This window comes from Vreelandella venusta, from assembly GCF_044809155.1.
GTDB classification, from domain to species: domain Bacteria; phylum Pseudomonadota; class Gammaproteobacteria; order Pseudomonadales; family Halomonadaceae; genus Vreelandella; species Vreelandella venusta_B.
In genome coordinates, this window is sequence record NZ_CP085241.1 from 2,443,769 (window position 1) to 2,465,271 (window position 21,503).

Below are 21,503 nucleotides of genomic sequence, written 5' to 3' on the forward strand. Positions count from 1 at the left end.
GGCTGGGGTAGTGACGCTACAGCGTGATCACTACCCCACCCAAAGCGACGACGATCACGACTACCCATGCAGGCAACTTCCATACGGTGAGCAGCATAAAGCCCGTCAACGCCAGCACGAACTCGTAAGGCCCAAGAATGGCACTGGTCCACACCGGCTGATACAGCGCCGCGCCTAAAATCCCCACCACCGCCGCATTGGCACCGCGCATCAGCGCTTGAGCACTGCTCCACTGGCGGAACTGGTTCCAAAATGGCAGCACGCCGACCAGCAGCAAAAACCCCGGTACAAAAATCGCCAGCAGCGCCAGTAACGCGCCAATCACGCTGGGAATTCCCGGCAACAGCGCCCCTAAATATGCGGCAAACGTAAACAGCGGTCCTGGCACCGCCTGCGCTGCGCCGTAACCTGCCAAGAACTCATCCGCCGTGACCCAGCCCGACTGCACCACTTCCGCTTCTAGCAGCGGCAGCACCACGTGGCCGCCGCCAAATACCAGCGCGCCTGAACGGTAGAACGCATCGACCACGTTCAGCCAACCCGCACTCGCCGCCAACAGCGGTAAGAGCAACAACAGCCCCGCGAATATTAGTAACGCCAGCGTGCCCACTCGGCGCGTCACTGGGAAGTGAAGCGAATCGTTCGTCGCCGCCGCAGCGCTTTCACGGCAGAACAGCAGACCCGCCACGCCGCCCAGCACAATCGCCGCCACCTGCCCCAACGGCCCGCTAACCAGCACCACCGCCAACACCGCCGCCAGCGCAATCGCCGTGCGGGTTTTATCCGGGCAGAGGTTGCGCGCCATGCCCCACACCGCATGGGCCACAATAGCCACCGCCACCACTTTTAAGCCGTGAATGATGCCGCTGGCCACCGGGCCATCCAGCACTGCCGCGCCCAATGCAAACAGCACCAGCACGATGGCAGAGGGCAGCGTAAACGCCAGCCACGCCATTGCCGCCCCCCAGGGGCCAGCGCGCATCAACCCTAAGGCAAAGCCTACCTGGCTACTGGCTGGCCCCGGCAAGAACTGGCACAGCGCGACCAAATCTGCATACGCCTGTTCGTTTAGCCACTTTCGCCGCTCCACAAACGCCGTGCGAAAATAGCTTAAGTGCGCCACTGGCCCGCCAAACGAGGTTAACCCCAGCGCCAAAAACGCCCAAAACACCTCGCTGGCTCGCCCTCGAACCTGATTTTCTACCGCCATATTCTCACCGTTGACTCATGAAAAAGCGCAAAGCGTTTAGGATACGCCTTGCGCTTGACGACTTAGTGACAGCCTAACTGTGCACGTTACTCTTGGTCGGTCACCGCGCCGGTACTGGCAGAGCTGACCAATTTGGCATACTTCGCCAACACGCCTTTACGATAGCGCGGCTCAGGCTGCTGCCAAGCCGCGCGGCGACGCATCATCTCCTCATCGCTAATATCGACTTCAATGGTATCGGCTTCAGCATCAATGGTAATGGCGTCGCCATCCTCCACCAGCGCCAGCGGGCCACCATCAAACGCTTCAGGCGACACATGCCCCACCACGAACCCGTGGCTGCCGCCAGAGAATCGGCCATCGGTAATCAGCGCCACGTCGTTGCCCAAGCCACGGCCCATAATGGCCGAGGTGGGGGTAAGCATTTCGCGCATACCCGGGCCGCCTTTCGGGCCTTCATAGCGAATCACCACCACATCGCCCGCGACCACGGTACCGTCGTTGATGCGCCCCTGGGCTTCCTCTTCCGAGCCGAATACCCGCGCCGAGCCGCTAAAGCGCGTGCCCTCTTTACCGGTAATTTTAGCCACCGCCCCTTCCGGCGCTAAGTTGCCAAACAGAATACGCAGGTGGCTTTCAGCTTTGATCGGGTTACCCAGCGGCGCGATGATCTGCTGATCAATGGGGTAGGGTTCCACCTCGGCTAAGTTCTCTGCTAGCGTTTTACCGGTTACGGTTAAGCAATCGCCGTTTAGCAGCCCAGCATCCAGCAGGATTTTCATCAGCGGCTGAATACCGCCAATCGCCACCAGCTCGCTCATCATATAGTGGCCGCTGGGGCGCAGGTCAGCGAGAACCGGCACACGCTTACCGATCTCGGTGAAGTCTGCCAAGCTCAGTTCGACACCGATGGTGCGCGCCATGCCAATCAAGTGCAGCACCGCGTTGGTAGAGCCACCCAGGGCAATCACCACGGTCACGGCGTTCTCAAACGCCTCGCGGGTCATGATATCGGAGGGCTTGATGTCTTGAGCCAGCAGCGCCAGCACGGCTTCGCCAGCGGCTTTGCAGTCATCGCGCTTCTCTTGGGAGATGGCATTCTGCGCCGAGCTGCCCGGCAGGCTCATGCCCAGTGCCTCAATGGCAGACGCCATGGTGTTGGCGGTGTACATGCCCCCGCAGGAGCCAGGGCCAGGAATCGCGGTCTCTTCGATATTTTTCAGCTCGATCAGGTCGATATCGCCACGGGAGTGGGCGCCCATCGCTTCAAACACCGAGACAATATCGGTGTGGCCCTTGCCGGGCATGATGGTGCCGCCGTAAACAAACACGCTGGGGCGATCCAACCGCGCCAAGCCCATAATGCAACCCGGCATGTTCTTATCGCAGCCGCCAATCGCCACCAGGCCATCAAAGCCTTCGCAGCCCGCCACGGTTTCGATGGAGTCGGCAATCACTTCCCGCGAGACCAGCGAGTACTTCATGCCTTCGGTGCCGTTGGCAATACCATCGGAAATGGTGATGGTATTAAAAATCACCCCTTTGCCACCGGCAGCATCAGCCCCATCACGGGCAAACTCCGCCAGCTCACCAATATGGCTATTACACGGCGTCACCATGCTCCAGGTAGACGCTACGCCCACCTGGGGTTTTTGAAAATCGTCATCGTTGAAGCCCACGGCGCGCAGCATAGCGCGGCTAGCCGCTTTACCGGGGCCATCCACCACCTGGGCAGAGTGGCGGCGGGTATTATGGTTGGTCGGCTCGGTCATCACGGACTCCTCTCAATGGCATGGCAAAGGCAACAGCTTGGCGATATATCTTACATCCCGCAAGCTGCTTAACTGATGGCGCTAACGCCTTCACTGGCATCGTGCTTTATTTCTCACAAAGTGTTAACCAAAGTTGACACTTAACATACTGCCAACTACAGTTATCAGATGATCGAGTTAATCAAAACCGATGTCTTCGATGGGTGGCTGCGCGAACTTCGCGATATTCGTGCCCGCGCCAAAATTGAAGCCCGCGTCCGCCGTTTGAGCCTGGGTAACCCGGGCGATGTAAAACCGGTCGGAAAAGGTGTTTCCGAGCTACGCATTCCCTATGGCCCAGGCTATCGAGTCTATTTTATGAACAAAGGGCCAGTAATCGTGGTGCTACTGTGCGGTGGTGATAAAGCCAGCCAATCCCACGATATCGAGCAAGCCAAAGCCATCGCCGCCCAATGGAAGGAGTAACCTCATGACCGTTCCTACTGTCACTTTCAGTCATTACGATACTGCTGATTATCTTCAAACCGGAGAAGATATTGCCGCTTATCTAGATGCCGTCATGGAAGAAAATGATCCCGCGCTGCTGGCTGCCGCTCTCGGCGATATCGCCCGTGCGCGCAACATGAGCCAGCTCGCCAAAGACGTTGGCATGAGCCGCGAAGGACTCTATAAGGCTCTTTCAGGTGAAGGCAATCCGGCCTACTCGACCATCAGCAAAATCGCTAACTCTTTAGGCATGCGGCTTTCCATTAAGCCCCTATCGCAGCCAGAAGCACGCAACTAAAACATCCCATACACCGTCTACCTTCATCTTATGGCACCATAGCGTCACCACCACCCGTGACGCTGATTGCCGTGAAGGAACGCCGCCGTATGCCTGCCAATGCCTTGTTCTCCCCCACTTCGCTGCCCCCCGGTTTTATGGTGGTACATGCTAACCGTTTGGAAGATTTACGCGGTTTGGCGGTGGAGTGGATGCGCCGCCAGCCGTTGGGGCCGCTGGAGAACGAAACCATTCTGGTGCAGAGCAACGGTATTGGGCAGTGGCTGAAACTGGCGTTGGCGGAAGACCCTAAGAATGGCGGCGCGGGCATTGCGGCGGCGCTAGAGGTGATGCTGCCCGCGCGGTTTCTATGGCAGGCCTACCGCACGGTGCTCACTCACGTTTCCCAAAATACCGATGCCGTGCCGGAAACCTCGCCGTTTGATAAATCGCGCTTAGTGTGGCGGCTGCTGCGCCTGCTGCCTACCCTGGCCGGGCAGCCGGTGTTCGAGCCGCTGGCACAGTTTTTGGAAATCGACCGCGACCATCGCAAGCACTACCAACTGGCCGAGCGGCTGGCGGATTTGTTTGACCAGTACCAGGTCTACCGCGCCGACTGGCTGGACGCCTGGGCCAACGGCCACGATGTGCTAATTACCGCCAGAGGCGAGCACCGCCCGTTGGAAGAGCACCAGCGCTGGCAGCCCGCACTCTGGCGCATCCTGCGTGACGATGTGGCCGCCACCCAAGGCGATGCCGGGCTGAACAGCAGCCGCGCCCAGGTTCACCAGCGCTTCTTGAAGGCCACCGAGCACCTGGAAGGCCAAGACTGCCCTCCGGGGCTGCCTCGGCGGCTGATTATCTTTGGTATCTCATCGCTGCCCCAGCAAACCCTGGAAGCACTGGCGGCGCTTTCTCGCTGCTGCCAAATCGTGCTGTGCGTTCACAACCCCTGCCAGTTCTACTGGGCGGATATCATCGAGCACAAAGACCTGCTGCGCGCCCATCGCTACCGCCAGCGGCGCAAAACCGGCATGCCCGAAGCACTGGATGTACTGGGCACCGGCGATGCCGATGACGCCCTGCACCTGCACGCCCAGCCGCTGCTAGCCGCCTGGGGCAAGCAGGGCCGCGACTACCTGCGCCTGCTCGATGAGCACGACGACGCAGGCAACTACCAAACGCTATTCGAGCAGCAGGCACTGCGCATCGATATGTTCGAGCCGTTCAGCGGCAAGGATCGCCACTGCCTGCTCAGCCAGTTGCAAGACGATATTCGCGAGCTGCGCCCCGTGGCGGAAACGCAAGGCCACTGGCCCGCCCTGCCCGCTTCCGATGACTCCATCGTGTTTCATATCGGCCACGGCCCCCAGCGGGAAGTGGAGATTCTCCACGACCAGCTGCTGGCCGCCTTCAGCGCCGACCCACACCTGCGCCCACGGGATATCATCGTCATGGTGCCGGATATCGACCGCTACGCACCGCACATCGAAGCGGTGTTTGGCCAGCTGCCCACCGATGACCCGCGGCACATTCCCTACACGCTCTCCGACCAAGCCAGCCGCCACCGCCTGCCGCTGATGATTGCCCTGGAAAAGCTGCTACGGTTGCCGGAGCTGCGCCTGTCGGTGAGCGATTTGCTCGACCTGCTGGATGTCCCCGCCCTGCGCCAGCGCTTCGGCCTAGAAGAGCGCGACCTGCCGGTGCTGGAGCGCTGGATGGAAGGCGCGGGCATCCGCTGGGGGCTTAACGCCAAGCAGCGCCAGCGGCTGGAACTGCCCGGCGGGCTAAGCCAAAACACTTGGGCATTCGGCCTGCGCCGATTGCTGTTGGGCTACACCGTGGGCGACGGCCACGCGTGGCAAGGTATCGAACCGTTTGATGATATCGGCGGGCTGGAAGCGGGCTTAGCGGGGCCGCTTGCGACGCTGCTAGAGAAGCTCGAAGCCACTTGGGAAGCTTTCTGCCAACCCACCGATGCCGCTACTTGGGTCGCGCGGCTACGGGAGCTGCTGGAGACTTTCTTCCTCACCGACGACGCCCAAGAGAGCATCATGCTCACCAAGCTGGAAAGCGGCTTGCAGCAGATGCTGGAAAGCAGCCGGGAAGCCGAACTCAACGACCCGCTGCCGCTCTCTATGGTGCGTGAGCACTGGCTAGCGCAGATCGATGAACACAGCCTTTCCCAACGCTTCTTGGCCGGAGCGGTCAACTTCGCCACGCTGATGCCCATGCGCGCCATTCCCTTCAAGCGGGTGTGCCTGCTGGGCATGAACGACGGCGAGTACCCCCGCTCCCAGCCGCCGCTGGATTTCGACCTAATGGGCAGCGACTACCGCCCCGGCGACCGCTCTCGCCGGGAAGACGACCGCTACCTGTTTCTGGAAGCGCTGCTCTCCGCCCGCGACCAGCTCTACGTGAGCTGGGTCGGCCGCAGCCAGATCGATAACACGCCGCTGCCACCCTCGGTGCTGGTGGGCCAACTGCGCGACCACTTGGAAGCCGGCTGGCAAACGGAAAACGGCGCGCCGCTGCTGGAAACACTCACCACCGAGCATCCGCTGCAGCCTTTCAGCCGCGCTTACTTCAAAAGCCCAGCAAGCCGACTGTTCACCTATGCCCACGAATGGCGCGAGGTGCACGCCCCGCGCACGCCACCCGCCGCTAGCCGCACGCTGCCAGCGCCGGAAAACGCCCCCACCAGCCTCTCGCTTGGGCAGCTAGGCAGCTTTCTGCGCGAGCCGGTGCGCAGCTTCTTTAATACTCGCTTGGGGGTCTATTTCGAGCAGGAAGCCATCGCCGAGCTGGACGCCGAGCCATTCGCCCTGGATGGCCTGCAAAACTGGCAGCTCCAAGACCAGCTAATTGCCGCCCAGCGCCACGCAGTGGATAACGGCCAGCCGCGTATGGAAGCATTGCACGAAGCATTGGAGCGCTTTCAAGGCCAAGGCGTGCTGGCCATGGGCGCGTTCGGCGAACGCATGCGCGCAGCACTCGCCGAACCCATGGAGGCGCTTTTCAACGCCTACGAAGAAGCACTAGACGCGTGGCCGCATACCCTGCCCGACACCATGATTCACTTCGAAGCCCACGGCCTCACATTAGAAGAGCCCCTGGGCGAACTGCGCCAGGATGAAGCAGGCCACCGCTGCCGCCTGCTGCTGCTCAGTAGCAGCCTGATTAGCCAAGGCAGTGGGCGCGGCCAGTACCGCTGGAGCCACCTGCTGCGCCCTTGGGTTGCGCACCTAGCGGGCAACCTGGATGGCCCGATGACGACGCAGCTGCTCTCCAAAGCGGGGCATGTCACGTTAGCGCCAGTGGGTGCCGAGACCGCTCGCCAGCATTTAGAAACCCAGCTAGCCGCGTGGCAAGCGGGCCTAGAAACCCCGCTGCCGCTTGCACCGCAAGCCGCGTTTGCTTGGCTAAGTAAGCAAGGCACGCCGGACATGGCGCAAGAAAAAGGCCGAGACAGCGACGCCTACGCCGCCGCCGAAACCGCCTATGAAGGCGGCCGCTACCAAACCGGTGAAGTGGCCCAAAGCGCGTATTTAAGCCACCAGTGGCCCCGCTTCGAGCGGTTGTTCTTCGAGCAAGCCAACGGGCACACCTTTGCCACGCTCACAGAGACGCTCTACGCGCCGCTTTATAAAGCAGTCAAAAAATGACAAAGCAGCACCCGGTGCCCGTTTTTAAACAGCATCGAGCGTTTCCACATCAAACGCCACGATCTGGCGTTTGGCGCTGGAAAACTCGACGCCGATCAGGTGTATGGGCTTGCCAGAGGCGCGGTACTTGTCCGCATACCCTTTGTGTTTGATTTGAGCCAGCGCCTGACCTTCCGGCAGCTGCTCCACCACTTTGAACTCGAACAGGTAGATATGCCCACCAAAATCCACGCTCATATCCACCTTGCCGTGGTGGCTGGCATCTTCCACCGTCACATCCAGGCCCAGGGCCGCGAAGTGGCTGTAGAACACGCTCGCATAATGCCCTTCGTAGCGAGCAATCGGGTTGTTGCGATACCAATCGTGAGGGAGTCCGGCATAGAGCGCCTTTAGATGCGCTTCTAGCCCGACAAGATCATGCTGGCTTAAATGGCGGAACAGCGTCCTGCGTTCGCGTGGGGCATTTTCGACCCCCAGCGATGGCAGCAAGGCGTGGTTGAGACTGGTTTCGACTTCACGGTTAGGAAAGCCCAGCGTGTACTGGCGGTATCCCAGCAGCGGCTCCTCTACCTGCTGGATGGTCAGGTAGCCGGTTTGAAACAGCAGGCCTTCGGTACTGATCTGATCCACATCGAACTGGCTGAGCAGTTCATACTCGGTTTCCCAGTGATCTAAAGAAGGCGTAAATACCCCCCGCTGTTTGAGAATATCGACCAGGAACGTCGGCGTGGCAGACTCAAACCAGTACGGCGCAAACTCGCGCTTTTGGAACAGTAGCAGCACATCAAAGGGGTTGTAGACAGACACCACCTCGCGCCCACCCCAGCGGTAGCCGTTGTACCACTGACGAATGGCCTCACGATCCAAACCGGGTAGCTCAGGCGCGAACACCTTGTCGATGTCTTCGTCGGTATAGCCGCAAATCGTGCTGAAAGGAGCGTCTAGGGTGATATCGTTGAGATTGTTCAAGCCCGAAAATAGGCTGACCTTGCTGAACTTTGATACGCCGGTGAGCAGCACAAAGTGCAAATGAGGGTCGGCATCTTTCAGCACGCTATACAGGTTCTTCAACCCCTCGCGCAGTTCCCGAGCGCGCTCTGGCACCAAAATATTATCCAGAATCGGCTTATCGTACTCATCAATCAGCACGACCACCCGTTGGCCGTATTGCTGGTGGGCAATGCGAATAAGGGCGGAAAACTCGCCGGGAATATCGGCTTCATGGTATTGAGTAATGCCCAGCCGCTCACGCTGAACCCGAAGCTGCTCACGAATACGCTCATCGAGCTCTTCACGGCTCTGCATGACGCCATCGGCAAAGCTGATACGAATGACCGGGTAACGCTGTTGCCAGTCCCAGTTGTCGTGAATATAGAGCCCTTCAAACAGCGCCTGGCGGCCCTCGAACAAGCAGCGCAGCGTATCCAGCAACAGGCTTTTACCAAAGCGGCGCGGCCGCGAGAGAAAGTAGTATTTGTTCTGGTTAACCAAACGCTCGATGTGCGGAGTTTTATCGACGTAGTAATAGCCGCCCTCGCGGATATCCGAAAACGTCTGAATCCCGATGGGGAGCTTACGGCGATGGGCATCCTGCACGGCGGCCTCCAGAAAAAAAGTGCGCTACGAAAAACAGTTTAGCATGGAGCTGATTCCGGCAGCGTCAGATCAGCAGGCTTTCATCCCCCTTTCCTCCCAGCGATAAAATGCGCTTGGCCAACGCAATCATCTCCGGGTCGCCAGTGTTTTTAGTGGGCACATCGGAAAGCTTCACCACCGGCAGCCAGCCTTGCCCTTCGGGGCGGGCCTCGACCATCTTGATCACCATGTTCATGGGCGCCACGCCAATATCGTTGGTGAAGTTGGTGCCGATCCCGAAGGCCATGCCAATCCGCCCCTGGCAGCAGGCGCGGATGCGCTCCACTTTTTCAGGCGTAAGGGCATCGGAGAAGATGATGGTTTTGCTCAGCGGGTTAATGCCCAGGCGCTGGTAGTGGGCAATGGTGGCATCGGCAAATTCAATCGGGTCGCCGCTATCGTGGCGCACGCCATCGAACAGCTTGGCGAACTTCTTATCGAAGCTCTCGAAAAAGGCACGGGTGGTAAACGTATCGGTCAGCGCGATGCCTAGATCCCCCCGGTAGACATCCACCCAGTGCTCCAGCGCCAAACTGTTGGCCATTTTGAAACCAAAGCGAGCGCCGTGGAACATGAACCACTCATGCGCGTGGGTGCCGATAGGCTTCACCCCGTGGCGCATGGCCAGCAGCACGTTGCTGGTGCCGCTAAAGGCCTCCCCGCCATAGTGGCGCAGCGCTTTGACGACCCGGTCGTGCACCGCAAACGAGAAACGCCGACGGGTGCCGAACTCGGCAATCTTCAGTCCGTGCTGGCGGTACAGTTCGATTTTCTCTCGCGTGCGCTGCTCAATGAGCGCTTCGTCATCTTCCGACACGCTCACGCCGCGCAGGTGATACCAAAGCTCACTGATAAGCGCCATCAGCGGCACTTCCCACAAAATGGTGCGGTACCACGGGCCTTCCATCACCACCGAGAGCTCGCTGCCCTGCTGCTCGATCGTCACTTCGCTGGGGTCGTAACGAAAGCCCGCCAGAAAATCGAGATAGGTGGGGTCTAGGTAAGGGCAGGTGGTTTGCAGGTAGCGCTTCTCTTCATCCGACAAGCGCAGCGTCGCCATGCGATCCACTTCACCGCGCAGCGCCTCACCAAAACCCTCAGGAAACGCATGCTCGCCGCGATTGATAAACGCGTAGCGGGCATGGGCATAGGGGAAGCGTTTAATCACGGCATTCTGCATCGTGATCTTGTAAAAATCGTTATCCAGAAGCGAGGTCAGCATGAGATCCCTTCACCAGCATCAACAGATCGCCAAGAGCGGCTAGCCCGCTAGATTACCAGTTGGCGACGATACCTCACAGCCTAACCCCTGTTTACTGTGGCTTACGGCCATGGAAGCCGAGCGTGCCTACCTGTTTACAACGAATTCGACGCCGTCTTTCAAACCAGCCTCTAACGCTGCTTTGCTCTTTTGCCCAGCTCTTGGCAACGCGATATAGTGCCGGTGCCTTTGGCCTCCCGCCAAAGGCGCTTTGCTTTCCGCCTGCCGTGATGTTCGGAGAATAAGAATGAGCCAGCCCGCCCCGCTGAACCCGCTGACGCTACCGCTTCACGGTAGCCGTTTGATTGAAGCCAGCGCGGGCACGGGGAAAACCTTCACCATTGCACTGCTATACGTGCGCCTAGTGCTGGGCGGGCAGCACAGCGAAGACGACACCGCCTTCGTACGCCCGCTCACCCCGCCGGAAATCCTGGTGGTCACGTTCACCAACGCCGCCACCCAAGAGCTGCGTGAACGTATCCGCCACCGGCTAGTGGAAGCGGCGGCGGTGTTTCGGCATCAGGGTGAAGACTCACTTCTGCTAGCACTGCGCAGCCAATACCCCGAGGCCACGTGGCCCGCCTGCGCCCGCCGCTTAGAGCTAGCCGCCGAGTGGATGGACGAAGCCGCCGTTTCCACCATCCATAGCTGGTGCTACCGCATGCTGCGGGAGCACGCCTTCGATAGCGGCAGCCTATTCTCGCTCAATTTAGAAAACGACCAGCAAGAGCTGGAGCAAGAAGTAGTCCGCGACTACTGGCGCACCTTCTACTACCCGCTGGACGCCGAGGCGCTGGGCAGCATTACCGGTTACTGGAAGTCGCCGGACCAACTCCACGGGCAGGTGCGCAAACTGCTGGCCGAAAGCGAGGCCCTAGGCAGCCAGCGCCCCTCGCCCGAACACACCCTAAGCGCCGCCCAAGCCGAGCGCAGCGCTCGCCTAACCGAGCTAAAAGCCCCCTGGCCCGCCTGGCTGGATGACCTAGTGCCCGCACTGGAAGACGCCGCCAAGCGCAAAGCCTTCAAAGGCCAAAGCTTCAACGCCAAAAGCCGCGCCAACTGGCTAGGCGCACTGCGGGAGTGGAGCGACAGCGACGCCACCCGCCCCGCACTCACCGATGCCGCCTGGAGACGCCTCACTCCAGACGGCATGGCCGAGATATGGAAAGAGGGCGCGCCCCCTTGCCCCGCCGCCTGGGAAGCGCTAGCCGAGCTGCCCGCCGCGCTAAACGCCCTGCCCGAACCGCGTAACGACCTGCTGATTCACGCCGTGCAGTGGTGCAAAGTGCGCCTGGAGCGGGAGCAAGAGCGCCGCGCCGAAATGGGCCCCAACGACCTGCTCACCCACTTGGACCGCGCCCTGCAAGGCCCCAATAAAGAGGCGCTGGCCGCGCAGATACTGCGCCAGTTCCCCGTGGCGCTGATCGACGAGTTCCAGGACACCGACCCCATCCAGTACCGTATTTTCAACGCGGTGTATGAGGTCGCCAAGCCCCGCCGAGACGCCGCCATGCTGCTGATCGGCGACCCCAAACAGGCCATTTACGCCTTTCGCGGCGCGGATATCTTCACCTACTTAAAAGCCCGCGAAGACACCGCAGGCCGCCACGTCACGCTGGGCACCAACTACCGCTCCAGCCGCGCCATGGTAGAGGCGGTGAACCACTGCTTCCGCTACGCCGATCAGCACCCGGCCGGAGCGTTTCTATTCCGCGAAGAAGGCGGCGACAACCCGCTGCCGTTTCTGCCGGTAGACGCCAAAGGCCGAAGTGAACAGCTTGTTCACCAAGGCCAACCGCTGCCCGCCATGACGCTCTGGCCGCTGGAAACCGATGAGGCGCTCTCCAAAACCGCTTACCAAACCGAGATGGCCGAATGCTGCGCCTCGTACATGGCGGAACTGCTCAGCGCAGGCCAGCAAGGCAAGAGCGGCTTTCAAACCGACGACGCGCTCACCCCGCTCAAACCTTCCGATATGGCGGTGCTGGTAAACGGCCTGCAGGAAGCCCGCGCCATTCGCCAAGCGCTGGCCAGCCGTGGGGTGAAGAGCGTGTACCTTTCGGATCACGATAAGGTGTTTAGCTCGCCCATGGCCGCCCAGGTAGAGCGCTGGCTGCGCGCCTGCGCCGAGCCGCTGGCCAGCTCCCGCCAAGCCGAAGCGCACCTGCGCGCCGCGCTGGCCACCCCGGTACTGGGGCTAAGCCTGGCGGAGCTGGACTACCTGCAGCAAAACGAGCTGGCCTGGGAAGCGCGGGTAGAGCAGTTCAGCCACTACCACCGCCTGTGGCAGCGCCAAGGCGTGCTGCCGCTGGTGCGCCGCATGATGGTGGATTTTGATATTCCCGCACGCCTGCTGGCGGAGTTTAAAGAGGGTGAGCGCTTGCTCACCGACCTGCTGCACCTGGGCGAACTGCTGCAGCAGGCCAGCGCCGAACTGGACGGCGAGCACGCGCTGATTCGCTTTCTGTTTGACGCCATTGCCGACCCGGAAAGCCACGGCGACAGCCACAAGCTACGCCTGGAGAGCGACGCGGATTTGGTCAAAGTGGTCACCATCCACAAATCCAAAGGGCTGGAGTACCCGCTGGTGTTCCTGCCCTTCATCGCCAACCACCGCCCGGTCAAAGCCGAAGACGTACCGCTGCGCTGGCACGATGGCGAAGGCAACCTACAGCTCAGCCTAGAAGCGGATGACGCGATACTCGCCACCGCCGACCGCGAACGGCTGGGGGAAGACCTGCGCAAACTCTACGTCGCGCTTACCCGCGCCCGCCACGCCACCTGGCTGGGGCTGGCCCCGCTGAAAGGGCTGGAGAACAGCGCGCTGGGTTACCTGCTAAAAGGCGGCAATGCCCTTTCACCGGAGGCGCTCAATAACGCGCTCAACGAACTAGTGGAAGGCAGCGAGATACAGATTCACCAGCCACCCGCGCTCACCGCAGAGCGCGTTGCCATCGTGGAGCAAAGCAGTGCGCTGGGCCACGCCCGCACGCCCACGCGCCCCGCCAAAGAGCACTGGTGGATTGCCAGCTACTCCGCGCTGCGGCTTTCCGGCACGCTCACCGCCCCGGTGCTGCCACCGCTGGAACCCACCACCGCCCAAGAAGCCACCGCCTTTGAAGTGCTGGATGAACCCCAAGAACTGTCTCAAGAACTGTCTCAAGAACGATCTCAACTAGAAGCGTTTCACTTACATAAGTTTCCACGTGGCCCCGGCCCCGGCACCTTTCTGCACGGGCTGCTGGAGTGGGCGGGCAAGCAAGGCTTCGATACCGCCGCGAACGATATGGACGCCCTCAACGACATGCTGTGGCGGCGGGTGCAGCTACGCGGCTGGCAGGCATGGCAAGAACCGCTGGCGGGCTGGCTAAGCACCCTGCTCACCACGCCGCTACCGCTGGCCGCGCCCACCCCGCAAAGCGTGGCGCTGAATGAGTTAGAAAGCTACCAAGTAGAGCTAGAGTTCTGGTTTGCCGCCAAGCGGGTGAACACCCAAGCCATCGATGCGCTGGTGAGCAAGCACTTACTGCCAGGAGTAGAGCGCCCCGCGCTGGATGCCGACACCCTCAACGGCATGCTGAAAGGCTTCATTGACTTAGCCTTCGAGCACCAGGGGCGCTTTTACGTGCTGGACTGGAAATCAAACTACCTAGGCCCCAACGACAGCGCCTACGAACCCGAGGCCTTACGCCACGCGCTGCTCGCCAAACGCTACGACCTACAGGCCGCGCTCTACTTACTCGCCATGCACCGGCTGTTAAAAGCGCGCCTGCCGGATTACGACCCGCACCAGCACCTGGGCGGTTCGATGACGGTATTTCTACGCGGCAGCCGCAGCCCTGGGCGCGGCGTGGTGGGCGAACCCGCCCCGGTTGAACTCATCGAAGCCCTGGATAGCCTGTTTGCAGGCGAGCCACACGCCACCCAGCAGGAGGCCACGGCATGAGCCGCCAACACGATAGCCACACCTTCGATATGTTCGGCGATGCCGCCAGCGCCCACCCAGCACTCGGCAGCACCCCAGAACTACTGGCCCTGTGCGAACGCTGGGTAGCGCGAGGCTGGCTGCGAGATTTAGACCGCGCCCTGGTGCGCTTTCTTGCCAGTGAAGCCCCGGACGCCCCCACACTGCTGCTACTGGCAGCCGCGCTGGCCAGCCACCAGCTAGACCGCGGCCACGTATGCCTGGATATTAACGCCACGCTGAACGCGCCGGATTTCGCCCTTTCGCTACCGCCCGAAGGGGACGACCTCACCGACCCGCCGCCGCTGCCCAGCGACGTGCTGGCCACGCTCACGCTTAGCGAATGGCAAGCCGCCCTGCACCACCCGCTGCTCACCAGCGAAGTCCCCAGCAACACGCCGCTGGTAGTAGTAACCACTCACTCAGCCAGCGGCACCCCCAGCACACGGCTCTACCTGCGTCGCTACTGGCAGTACGAACAAAGCCTGCACCAACACATCGCCGCACGCCTGGAAACGACGAATGACGCCAGCGCCTCGGTGTTACTCCCCCAAGCCCTGAATATCCTGTTCAAGCAACGCAACGGCCTAGACTGGCAAAAAACCGCCTGCGCCCTGGCCGCCCGCAGCCGTTTCGGCATTATTACCGGCGGCCCCGGCACCGGCAAAACCACCACCGTGGTACGTCTGCTCGCCCTGCTGCAAACCCTGCAACTGGCCCAGCACACTAGCCAGCCGCTGCGTATTCGCCTAGCCGCCCCCACCGGCAAAGCTGCCGCCCGCTTAAATGAATCCATCGCCGGGCAGGTGAATGCGTTACCGCTCGCTGAATTGGCAACGCTACTCAGTGAACACTCACCTTCTGCGGCATCCAGCGAGATCGCGATTCCCACGGAAGTGACCACCCTCCACCGCCTACTCGGCGCACGCCCCGATACCCGCCACTTCCGCCACAGCGCCGCCAACCCGCTGGCGCTGGATGTGCTGGTGATCGACGAAGCCTCGATGGTGGATATCGAAATGATGGCCGCGACCCTCAGCGCCCTGCCCGCCCACGCCCAGTGCATTCTGCTGGGGGATAAAGACCAGCTCGCCTCGGTAGAGGCAGGCTCGGTACTCGGCGACCTATGCCGCCGCGCCGACGCCGCCCACTACACCCCGACCACCGCCGAATGGCTGGCCCAAGCCACCGGCCAACCGCTGCCAGCCAAGTTCATCGACCCCGCAGGCCAACCACTCGACCAAGCCATTACCATGCTGCGGGTTAGCCACCGCTTCAATGAACACAGCGGCATCGGCCAGTTGGCAAAAGCCATTAACCAGCCGGGCCATGCGCAAAGCGAACGGGAAAAACAGCAGGCGGTAAGCGCCGTGCTGCGCCACGGCTACCCGGATATTCACCACTTGGTGATGAGTGAAGACACCGCGCTGGATAAGCTGGTGATTCACGGCAGCCCCAGCGGCTTTGCGGGCAACGGCGAAGGCCGCACCGACCACGAAGGCCAGCCCATCGCCCCGCCCACCGGCTACCGCCACTACCTCAACGTGTTGCACGCACAGCGCCCACGGGGGGAGTCGTTCGAGAAAAACCAAACCGCTTTTGACGCCTGGGCCAGCGAGGTACTCAGCGCCTACAGCCACTTCCAACTGCTGTGCGCGCTGCGCAAAGGCCCCTGGGGAGTAGAAGGGTTAAACCAGCGCATCGCCAGCACATTGCGAAGTGAAAAGCTGCTGTTCGGCAGTGACTACACGCTAGAGAAAGGCTGGTACGAAGGCCGCCCGGTACTGATTACCCAAAACGACTATGGCCTAAAACTAATGAACGGCGATATCGGCATCACCCTGGCCGTGCCCGACCCGCGCAACCCGCAGCAGAAGCTATTAAGAGTCGCGTTCCCAACCAGCGACACCGACAAGCCCATCCGCTGGGTGCTGCCTTCACGCCTGCACGCGGTAGAAACCGTGTTTGCGATGACGGTGCACAAATCCCAAGGCTCGGAGTTTTTGCACACCGCCCTACTGCTACCGCCCACCCTGAACCCGATTCTGACCCGCGAGCTGGTGTACACCGGCATCACCCGCGCCCGCGAATGGCTAACGGTGGTGGAAGCCAAGCGCGGGGTGTTGAATGAGGCGGTGGTGAGGGAAGTGGTTAGGTTTAGTGGGGTTGGGGGTTAATTGAAGCTGACAGCATTGGTTCTATCAGTGCCAGGTTTCTGTTAAGACCAAAAGAGGTGTTTTAATGAATTTTTATATGACGCTGCGCTCTGCAACAAATCTGTCCGTCAGCAGTGACTTGTAAACTTTACGACTTGTTCCAATCTCTAGGACGGACTCTTCCAGTCTGATAGTAGGTAGAAACAAGCTCGATATAGTCACGAAAGTCTTCATTCTCAATTAATATCCTGTTCGTAGACTCCCAGTCAACATCTGAGCGAGAGCGTGCAGGTAATATCATCTCGCTTTCACTTGGATTTTCAGGATTGAGCAAAATTACGCCTATTCCATGTAACGCAGATAACATTCTTAATTCTTTTTCAGTGTTTGCGTCAGCAATAGAGGTACCTACCAAGTAACCCTCATTTGCCCAGCTAGAATTACTCACAGCCTGAAAGAAACTTTTTCTAGCATTGGAACCATTGAGTTCTTTTTTCACCTCGAACGACCACAGGCGAACACTTTGACCTGCCCCTTGCTTCACACAGCTTCTGATTAGCTCATTCCATTCTTTATCAATAGGCTGCATCGCAACTATGTCCGGATGTAACCATTGATTTCCACCACTACCTCTTGAATTTCTGGATCGTTTCTCATCTATCCGGAGGCAGTAAAGTTTTAGCTCCGTTTTGAGGTACTCAATCAGTAATGGATAAAGCTCATGCTCTGACAATACATGATTTGTAGCTGGCGCAGTGTCTACTTCAACTTCATCATCATCATAACCGTCAAAATCTGTGTTCTTGAGAATATCTGTTGACTTTCTATCTGGGTCATACCAATACAGTCTCGGGCGAGGCTTATCTTGCCAAAAGACATGGGAGCTTTGATTTGCAATTTGCTCCTTCTGTGCACCTATTTCTGCAACAATCTGAGTGATGAATGCTTTTTCATCAACAAACCTAGGATTATTGCGTTTTTCTGCATAGTCATCTGGGTAGAGATTAACTATGGCCTCAGCAATACTTCTCGCGCTGAATCGTTCTTTCGGATTATCCTGAAGATACTTAACCACTTTCTGTGATTGTGACAATTTCGACAAACCATACTCCTTACTTGAAAGACCAAAAACGAGAAAGCTAATATTAACTAGGCATAAAGCTGTGACTTAAGATGCATGCACCAGCATGTACAAAATGCTACCTAGGAATCCACCCATAACCTAACTCACTGAAATAAAATAAATAATAATTATAAAATTATCAGCATAACACCAACCATTGCGCCTGACATATAAAGCATAATTAATTTTCTTGCAGCATTTATCGGCATGACCATTGTGCTCCGAACAGCATCATTTGCTACCTTTTCTATAAAACGCCACCCTACCCGCAATAGCTCCCACACCCTCAATCGGCTCCTCATAACTCCAAGCAATATCCCGCCGATCACCCAGCGAAAAAGACACTGTATGTCCTTTAAACGGGCAATAAGTGGTCGTTTCCGAAACAGTGAGTAAGTCCATACGCACGTCTTTACGTGGGAAATAGTGGCGTGGCGGGTAGCCGTGTTTCGTGGAGTTCCAGCGTATTGGTACTTTTTATAGTTTCCACTAGCAGAATGCCATCCACCCGCACTTGCATGCGCTGCTGACTAGAGTGAAGCGTTATGCGGGCATCCTGCATCGTGTAGTCCCTGCGGCATTGTTTGCTCTAATGCTTCGAGACTAGCAGTTAATCTAGGTTAAGCCAACTTTAGATGGTTAGTTTTTAGTCGGTAACTCATACTTAGCTATGTAAGTTAGTCATCACTTCCACGCTACCACTTATGTCACCGTTGTGAATGCGGCACATCACTAAGCTGGGTTGCGTGCCTTTGGCGTTAATCGCTAACTCCCCGGCTGTATTCCAGCCGCCGCTATTGCCGCAGGTTTGCCAACCTCCTGTAGTAGAAACGTGGTTGACGAGCAGTACCGGCAGTTGGTGGCGCTTTGCGATGGCGGTGAGCAGCTCGGCATCTTTTGCATAGCCACCTGGGGAGATCAGCGCGCTGGCGAGGTAAACGTCCGCCTGTTGGGCGGCGGCGGTAGCGGCGTGGTCTTGGTGGGTGAAGTCGGCGCAAACGGCCAGGGCGATGCGGGTGCTGTTAACGTTGATTAGGCCGCTTTCGTGGCCAGGGGCGTAATAAGCGGCCAGATTATGTTTGACCCGCGCGATATTGCTTTATTGAACGGTTTAGATGCTCTGCATTCCTAGGTGAACGAAGCAGGTGTACTGTTTCCATGAGGCTATGGTAATGGTCCAATGACATCACCACGACATCATCGGCACCCTTGCGTGTGATAATTGTTATATCTGTCTCATTAGCAACACTATCTAGTACCGCTTTTAAATCGCTACTCGCTTCTTTAAACGACACCGTTTTCATAGCTTTGTACCGTTGAAACTATCGAGGCCAGTAGGTCGGCGCTCATCAGTTGCTCACTGTGGCGAAACAGAGCAGGCTTTCCACCAACATCTGCAGCGACCTTGTTGCCTTTAACCTGGGGGTACGATCGAGCAGTAACGGAAAATCGCTCAGCACAGTAGGTAAAAAGCGTCGTTGGATTTAGTGAAGCTAATCAAACACCTCTGGATGTTGTTCCGCAATGAGCAAAAGTGCCAAAGCCGGGCCTTGGGGCTCCCTACGGCCTTGCTCCCAGTCTTGCAATGTACGTACGCTAACCCCTAACAAGCCCGCAAAAGCGAGTTGCGATAAGTTCAATTTGTGTCGAATGACTTTGGGGTGTGATGGCTCTGCTAGCTCATGGGTACGCAGAGCCACGTTACCTTTCTTGAATTGCTGGATCTCGTGGATACCATTGAGGATTTCTGCACCCAGGTTTCGATCAGCCATGTTTGATTGCCTCTTGGAACAGTCCTTCGTTAATTCAAGCTTTCTTCACAAACTGCGCGGTCACCATCATGTCGCCTGCGCCGTCTACTTTGCAGTCTAGCTGGTGGTCTTTGCCCTCTTTTAGCCGTTTGATGACGGCTTTGGTGCCGATCTTGAGCACTTGGGAGCTGCCTTTCACCTTGAGGTCTTTGATTAGCGTGACCTTGTCGCCTTCGGCGAGCGGGGTGCCGTGGGCATCCGCCACGTTCACGGCCTCTTCGGCGGCGGCTTCTTCAGGGTTCCATTCGTGGGCGCATTCGGGGCAGATGAACAGGCGTTGATCCTGATAGACGAATTCGGACTGGCAGCGGGGGCATGGCGGGCAAGACATAAGCAGTGGCTTCTGTGGTGAATGAGCGGGTGATGATACTGAGCCAGGGCGGCCTTGGCGACTGGGGCGTGGCGGTGGCCGCTTGCGTTGCTAGTGCGTTAGGGAACCACCCACTGCCCTGCCCAGCCGTCTTCACGCGTAAACAGGGCGCGGCGGTGCTGCGAGCCCAGGTGCAGCGCATCGATGGTGTTGACCTGGAGTAACAGCACGGCAAAGGCCTGCTGATCTGGCGTTTTGGAATAAGCCAACGACTCGGCTATTGATTGGCCAGGAGCGGAGCCACTGCTGTACGCACTTCGCGAGCGTTCAGGCACCCGCTGCCAGTGTTCGTGAGCAGCATCGTCGGTTAACACCGTCACGCTTGCCTCAATACGCGTTTGCAGATGGGCGGTGGCATCCCATACATGCAGCGCGGCAACGGGCGTGGTGTGCAGCGCCCTCACCTTATCTGAATGCACATCCGTATATAGCGTGAGTGTGGCGGCCTGTTTGTCTGCGCTACGCAGTACCACTGTGCGTGCCTGAGGCATGCCGGTTGGGCTGACGGTTGCCAAGGTAGGATGCCGCGCGGGTGCGTGGCGGTCGTGTACGCCGCGAATCAAGCGTGCCCACAGGTGGTCGTGAAGCTGGGGCAGCGTTTCGGCCCAAGGGTGGCGAGGTTGCATAACATGTCACCTTAGCTGTGCATCGTTGTTTGGAATGATTAATTTACCATTGCCTCACGGCGCGAGTAGCAGCGTGTGGGTTTATCGCAATAGAGCATGCCTGCAATCGCCGTTGGCGTACCCAGGCTTCGGCTCCTAGACTGAAGTTTCGTTTCTCTTGAGATACCCGACCTATGCGCGTTTTTTCTAATCCGGTCGGTGCCGGTTCACTCTGGTTTGATAATTTGGTCACGGCGGATGGTGTGCCGGTGGCCTACGACCCCCAGGCGCGGGCGTTTATTCCCATGCCGCCCTTCTGTGCCAACCGCGACGTGATTGGCTGTAACTGGATTGCCCCGAAGCAGGGCGAGTTCTGCCGCGCCTGCGCGATGACCGCCCTGGCCCCAGACCCTTCCATTTCCGATGCGATACCCAACTGGACGCAAACCGAGGCAGCCAAGCGCTGGGTGATTGACAACCTGGGCCGTTGGAACTGGTTTCGCCCGGAAGACCCCGGCGCACCGCCGGTGTTTCATATGCTGGCGGAAGGCGGCATCCCGGTGCCCATGGGGCATGTGGGCGGCGTGGTGACGATTAGCGTGGCCGAGGCAGACCCGGTGCTGCGCACCACCCGCAAAGAGGCGTTGGATGAGCCTTACCGCACCATGATTGGCCATATGCGCCACGAAATTGCCCACATGCTGTGGTGGCGGCTGAGCCTGCGGGATGACTTTTTGGATGCGTTTCGTGAGATGTTTGGCGATGAGCGAGCGGACTACCCAGCGGCGTTGCAACGCCATTACCAAGATGGTCCGCCGCCCGACTGGCGCCAGCGTTTCCTCACTACCTACGCATCAGCACACCCGCATGAAGACTTTGCTGAAACCGCATCGCACTTGCTGCACTTAACCGATATTACCGACAGTTTTGTGTCTTCAGGCATGACCTCTCCGGCCTTGCCCAATACCTACAACTGGGATGCCTACGCCGAGCCGGATGCCGAGCGGCTGATTCACATTGCCGCCTCGTTAGTGGCGGGCGTGAACCATGTGAACCGCTCGATGGGGCTGTCGGATCTTTATCCGTTTGTGCTTTCCGATGTCGCGATGAAAAAGCTGGCGTTTGTTCACGACTGGCTGCGGCGCGGCGCACAAGGGCTTTGAGCGAT

Annotated in this window: 18 protein-coding genes; 7 read left to right on the forward strand and 11 right to left on the reverse strand. The window is 59.0% G+C overall.

Going from position 1 to position 21,503, the window contains the following annotated elements; genetic code table 11:
- Positions 1-16: 16 nt before the first annotated feature.
- Together chrA and ilvD are read right to left on the reverse strand one after the other, a co-directional pair.
- Positions 17-1,210: a chromate efflux transporter gene (gene chrA / locus LG301_RS11410; protein ID WP_404471276.1), complete on the reverse strand. Its 1,194-nt coding sequence runs from the start codon at positions 1,208-1,210 to the stop codon at positions 17-19.
- 86 nt (positions 1,211-1,296) lie between these two features.
- Positions 1,297-2,982 carry a dihydroxy-acid dehydratase gene (gene ilvD / locus LG301_RS11415; RefSeq protein WP_404471277.1) on the reverse strand — a complete coding sequence of 562 codons (1,686 nt, stop codon included), beginning with the start codon at positions 2,980-2,982 and terminating at the stop codon, positions 1,297-1,299.
- A 168-nt stretch (positions 2,983-3,150) separates the two neighbouring features.
- On the opposite strand from ilvD, the gene LG301_RS11420 reads away from it, so the two are divergent.
- The 3 genes from LG301_RS11420 to recC all read left to right on the forward strand — a co-directional run bounded on the left by LG301_RS11420 (position 3,151) and on the right by recC (position 7,410).
- Positions 3,151-3,447 carry a type II toxin-antitoxin system RelE/ParE family toxin gene (locus LG301_RS11420; RefSeq protein ID WP_287808292.1) on the forward strand — a complete coding sequence of 99 codons (297 nt, stop codon included), beginning with the start codon at positions 3,151-3,153 and terminating at the stop codon, positions 3,445-3,447.
- A gap of 4 nt (positions 3,448-3,451) precedes the next feature.
- Positions 3,452-3,766 carry an addiction module antidote protein gene (locus tag LG301_RS11425; RefSeq protein WP_404471278.1) on the forward strand — a complete coding sequence of 105 codons (315 nt, stop codon included), beginning with the start codon at positions 3,452-3,454 and terminating at the stop codon, positions 3,764-3,766.
- A gap of 89 nt (positions 3,767-3,855) precedes the next feature.
- Positions 3,856-7,410: an exodeoxyribonuclease V subunit gamma gene (recC, locus tag LG301_RS11430; RefSeq protein WP_404471279.1), complete on the forward strand. Its 3,555-nt coding sequence runs from the start codon at positions 3,856-3,858 to the stop codon at positions 7,408-7,410.
- A 24-nt stretch (positions 7,411-7,434) separates the two neighbouring features.
- Here the strand turns inward: recC and LG301_RS11435 are convergent, their stop codons facing one another.
- Both LG301_RS11435 and pncB read right to left on the reverse strand, forming a co-directional pair.
- A complete protein-coding gene (locus LG301_RS11435) occupies positions 7,435-9,006 on the reverse strand; it encodes an ATP-binding protein (protein WP_404471280.1) in 1,572 nt (523 codons plus the stop codon).
- A gap of 64 nt (positions 9,007-9,070) precedes the next feature.
- Positions 9,071-10,267, reverse strand: coding sequence for a nicotinate phosphoribosyltransferase (gene pncB, locus LG301_RS11440; RefSeq protein ID WP_404471281.1), 1,197 nt, complete (start codon positions 10,265-10,267; stop codon positions 9,071-9,073).
- Positions 10,268-10,553: 286 nt separating this feature from the next.
- On the opposite strand from pncB, the gene recB reads away from it, so the two are divergent.
- Together recB and recD are read left to right on the forward strand one after the other, a co-directional pair.
- Positions 10,554-14,252 carry an exodeoxyribonuclease V subunit beta gene (gene recB, locus LG301_RS11445; protein WP_404471283.1) on the forward strand — a complete coding sequence of 1,233 codons (3,699 nt, stop codon included), beginning with the start codon at positions 10,554-10,556 and terminating at the stop codon, positions 14,250-14,252.
- A complete protein-coding gene (gene recD, locus LG301_RS11450; RefSeq protein ID WP_404471284.1) occupies positions 14,249-16,447 on the forward strand; it encodes an exodeoxyribonuclease V subunit alpha in 2,199 nt (732 codons plus the stop codon). The genes recB and recD overlap by 4 nt, the downstream gene beginning before the upstream one ends.
- A 127-nt stretch (positions 16,448-16,574) precedes the next feature.
- On the opposite strand, the gene LG301_RS11455 is transcribed toward recD, so the two are convergent.
- The 3 genes from LG301_RS11455 to LG301_RS11465 form a co-directional block, all read right to left on the reverse strand.
- A complete protein-coding gene (locus LG301_RS11455; RefSeq protein WP_404471285.1) occupies positions 16,575-17,528 on the reverse strand; it encodes a COG2958 family protein in 954 nt (317 codons plus the stop codon).
- A gap of 252 nt (positions 17,529-17,780) precedes the next feature.
- Entirely contained in the window at positions 17,781-17,951 is a 171-nt protein-coding gene (locus LG301_RS11460) for a DUF427 domain-containing protein (protein WP_404471286.1), read from the reverse strand.
- Positions 17,952-17,961: 10 nt separating this feature from the next.
- Positions 17,962-18,111, reverse strand: a complete 150-nt coding sequence (locus LG301_RS11465; RefSeq protein ID WP_404471287.1) for a hypothetical protein — start codon at positions 18,109-18,111, stop codon at positions 17,962-17,964.
- Between the two features lie 270 nt (positions 18,112-18,381).
- On the opposite strand from LG301_RS11465, the gene LG301_RS11470 reads away from it, so the two are divergent.
- Positions 18,382-18,585: a hypothetical protein gene (locus LG301_RS11470; RefSeq protein WP_404471288.1), complete on the forward strand. Its 204-nt coding sequence runs from the start codon at positions 18,382-18,384 to the stop codon at positions 18,583-18,585.
- A gap of 37 nt (positions 18,586-18,622) precedes the next feature.
- On the opposite strand, the gene LG301_RS11475 is transcribed toward LG301_RS11470, so the two are convergent.
- From LG301_RS11475 to LG301_RS11490, 4 genes are all read right to left on the reverse strand, one after another.
- Complete coding sequence (locus LG301_RS11475) at positions 18,623-18,853, reverse strand: type II toxin-antitoxin system Phd/YefM family antitoxin (RefSeq protein ID WP_404471289.1); 231 nt, start codon at positions 18,851-18,853, stop codon at positions 18,623-18,625.
- A gap of 189 nt (positions 18,854-19,042) precedes the next feature.
- Positions 19,043-19,321, reverse strand: coding sequence for a helix-turn-helix domain-containing protein (locus LG301_RS11480; RefSeq protein ID WP_404471291.1), 279 nt, complete (start codon positions 19,319-19,321; stop codon positions 19,043-19,045).
- Between the two features lie 34 nt (positions 19,322-19,355).
- Complete coding sequence (locus tag LG301_RS11485) at positions 19,356-19,691, reverse strand: zinc ribbon domain-containing protein YjdM (protein WP_253507406.1); 336 nt, start codon at positions 19,689-19,691, stop codon at positions 19,356-19,358.
- A 98-nt stretch (positions 19,692-19,789) separates the two neighbouring features.
- Complete coding sequence (locus LG301_RS11490) at positions 19,790-20,356, reverse strand: pyridoxamine 5'-phosphate oxidase family protein (RefSeq protein ID WP_404471293.1); 567 nt, start codon at positions 20,354-20,356, stop codon at positions 19,790-19,792.
- A gap of 173 nt (positions 20,357-20,529) precedes the next feature.
- Between LG301_RS11490 and LG301_RS11495 the strand changes: the two genes are divergently transcribed.
- Entirely contained in the window at positions 20,530-21,498 is a 969-nt protein-coding gene (locus tag LG301_RS11495) for a putative zinc-binding metallopeptidase (protein WP_404471295.1), read from the forward strand.
- Positions 21,499-21,503: the final 5 nt, after the last annotated feature.

What these genes read in the sequence shown, in the direction of transcription:
- chrA (WP_404471276.1), bottom strand. Translation starts at nt 1,210, where the DNA reads ATGGCGGTAGAAAATCAGGTTCGAGGGCGAGCCAGCGAGGTGTTTTGG.
- ilvD (WP_404471277.1), bottom strand. Translation starts at nt 2,982, where the DNA reads ATGACCGAGCCGACCAACCATAATACCCGCCGCCACTCTGCCCAGGTG.
- LG301_RS11420 (WP_287808292.1), top strand. Translation starts at nt 3,151, where the DNA reads ATGATCGAGTTAATCAAAACCGATGTCTTCGATGGGTGGCTGCGCGAA.
- LG301_RS11425 (WP_404471278.1), top strand. Translation starts at nt 3,452, where the DNA reads ATGACCGTTCCTACTGTCACTTTCAGTCATTACGATACTGCTGATTAT.
- recC (WP_404471279.1), top strand. Translation starts at nt 3,856, where the DNA reads ATGCCTGCCAATGCCTTGTTCTCCCCCACTTCGCTGCCCCCCGGTTTT.
- pncB (WP_404471281.1), bottom strand. Translation starts at nt 10,267, where the DNA reads ATGCTGACCTCGCTTCTGGATAACGATTTTTACAAGATCACGATGCAG.
- recB (WP_404471283.1), top strand. Translation starts at nt 10,554, where the DNA reads ATGAGCCAGCCCGCCCCGCTGAACCCGCTGACGCTACCGCTTCACGGT.
- recD (WP_404471284.1), top strand. Translation starts at nt 14,249, where the DNA reads ATGAGCCGCCAACACGATAGCCACACCTTCGATATGTTCGGCGATGCC.
- LG301_RS11460 (WP_404471286.1), bottom strand. Translation starts at nt 17,951, where the DNA reads ATGGACTTACTCACTGTTTCGGAAACGACCACTTATTGCCCGTTTAAA.
- LG301_RS11465 (WP_404471287.1), bottom strand. Translation starts at nt 18,111, where the DNA reads ATGCAGGATGCCCGCATAACGCTTCACTCTAGTCAGCAGCGCATGCAA.
- LG301_RS11475 (WP_404471289.1), bottom strand. Translation starts at nt 18,853, where the DNA reads ATGAAAACGGTGTCGTTTAAAGAAGCGAGTAGCGATTTAAAAGCGGTA.
- LG301_RS11480 (WP_404471291.1), bottom strand. Translation starts at nt 19,321, where the DNA reads ATGGCTGATCGAAACCTGGGTGCAGAAATCCTCAATGGTATCCACGAG.
- LG301_RS11485 (WP_253507406.1), bottom strand. Translation starts at nt 19,691, where the DNA reads ATGTCTTGCCCGCCATGCCCCCGCTGCCAGTCCGAATTCGTCTATCAG.
- LG301_RS11490 (WP_404471293.1), bottom strand. Translation starts at nt 20,356, where the DNA reads ATGCAACCTCGCCACCCTTGGGCCGAAACGCTGCCCCAGCTTCACGAC.
- LG301_RS11495 (WP_404471295.1), top strand. Translation starts at nt 20,530, where the DNA reads ATGCGCGTTTTTTCTAATCCGGTCGGTGCCGGTTCACTCTGGTTTGAT.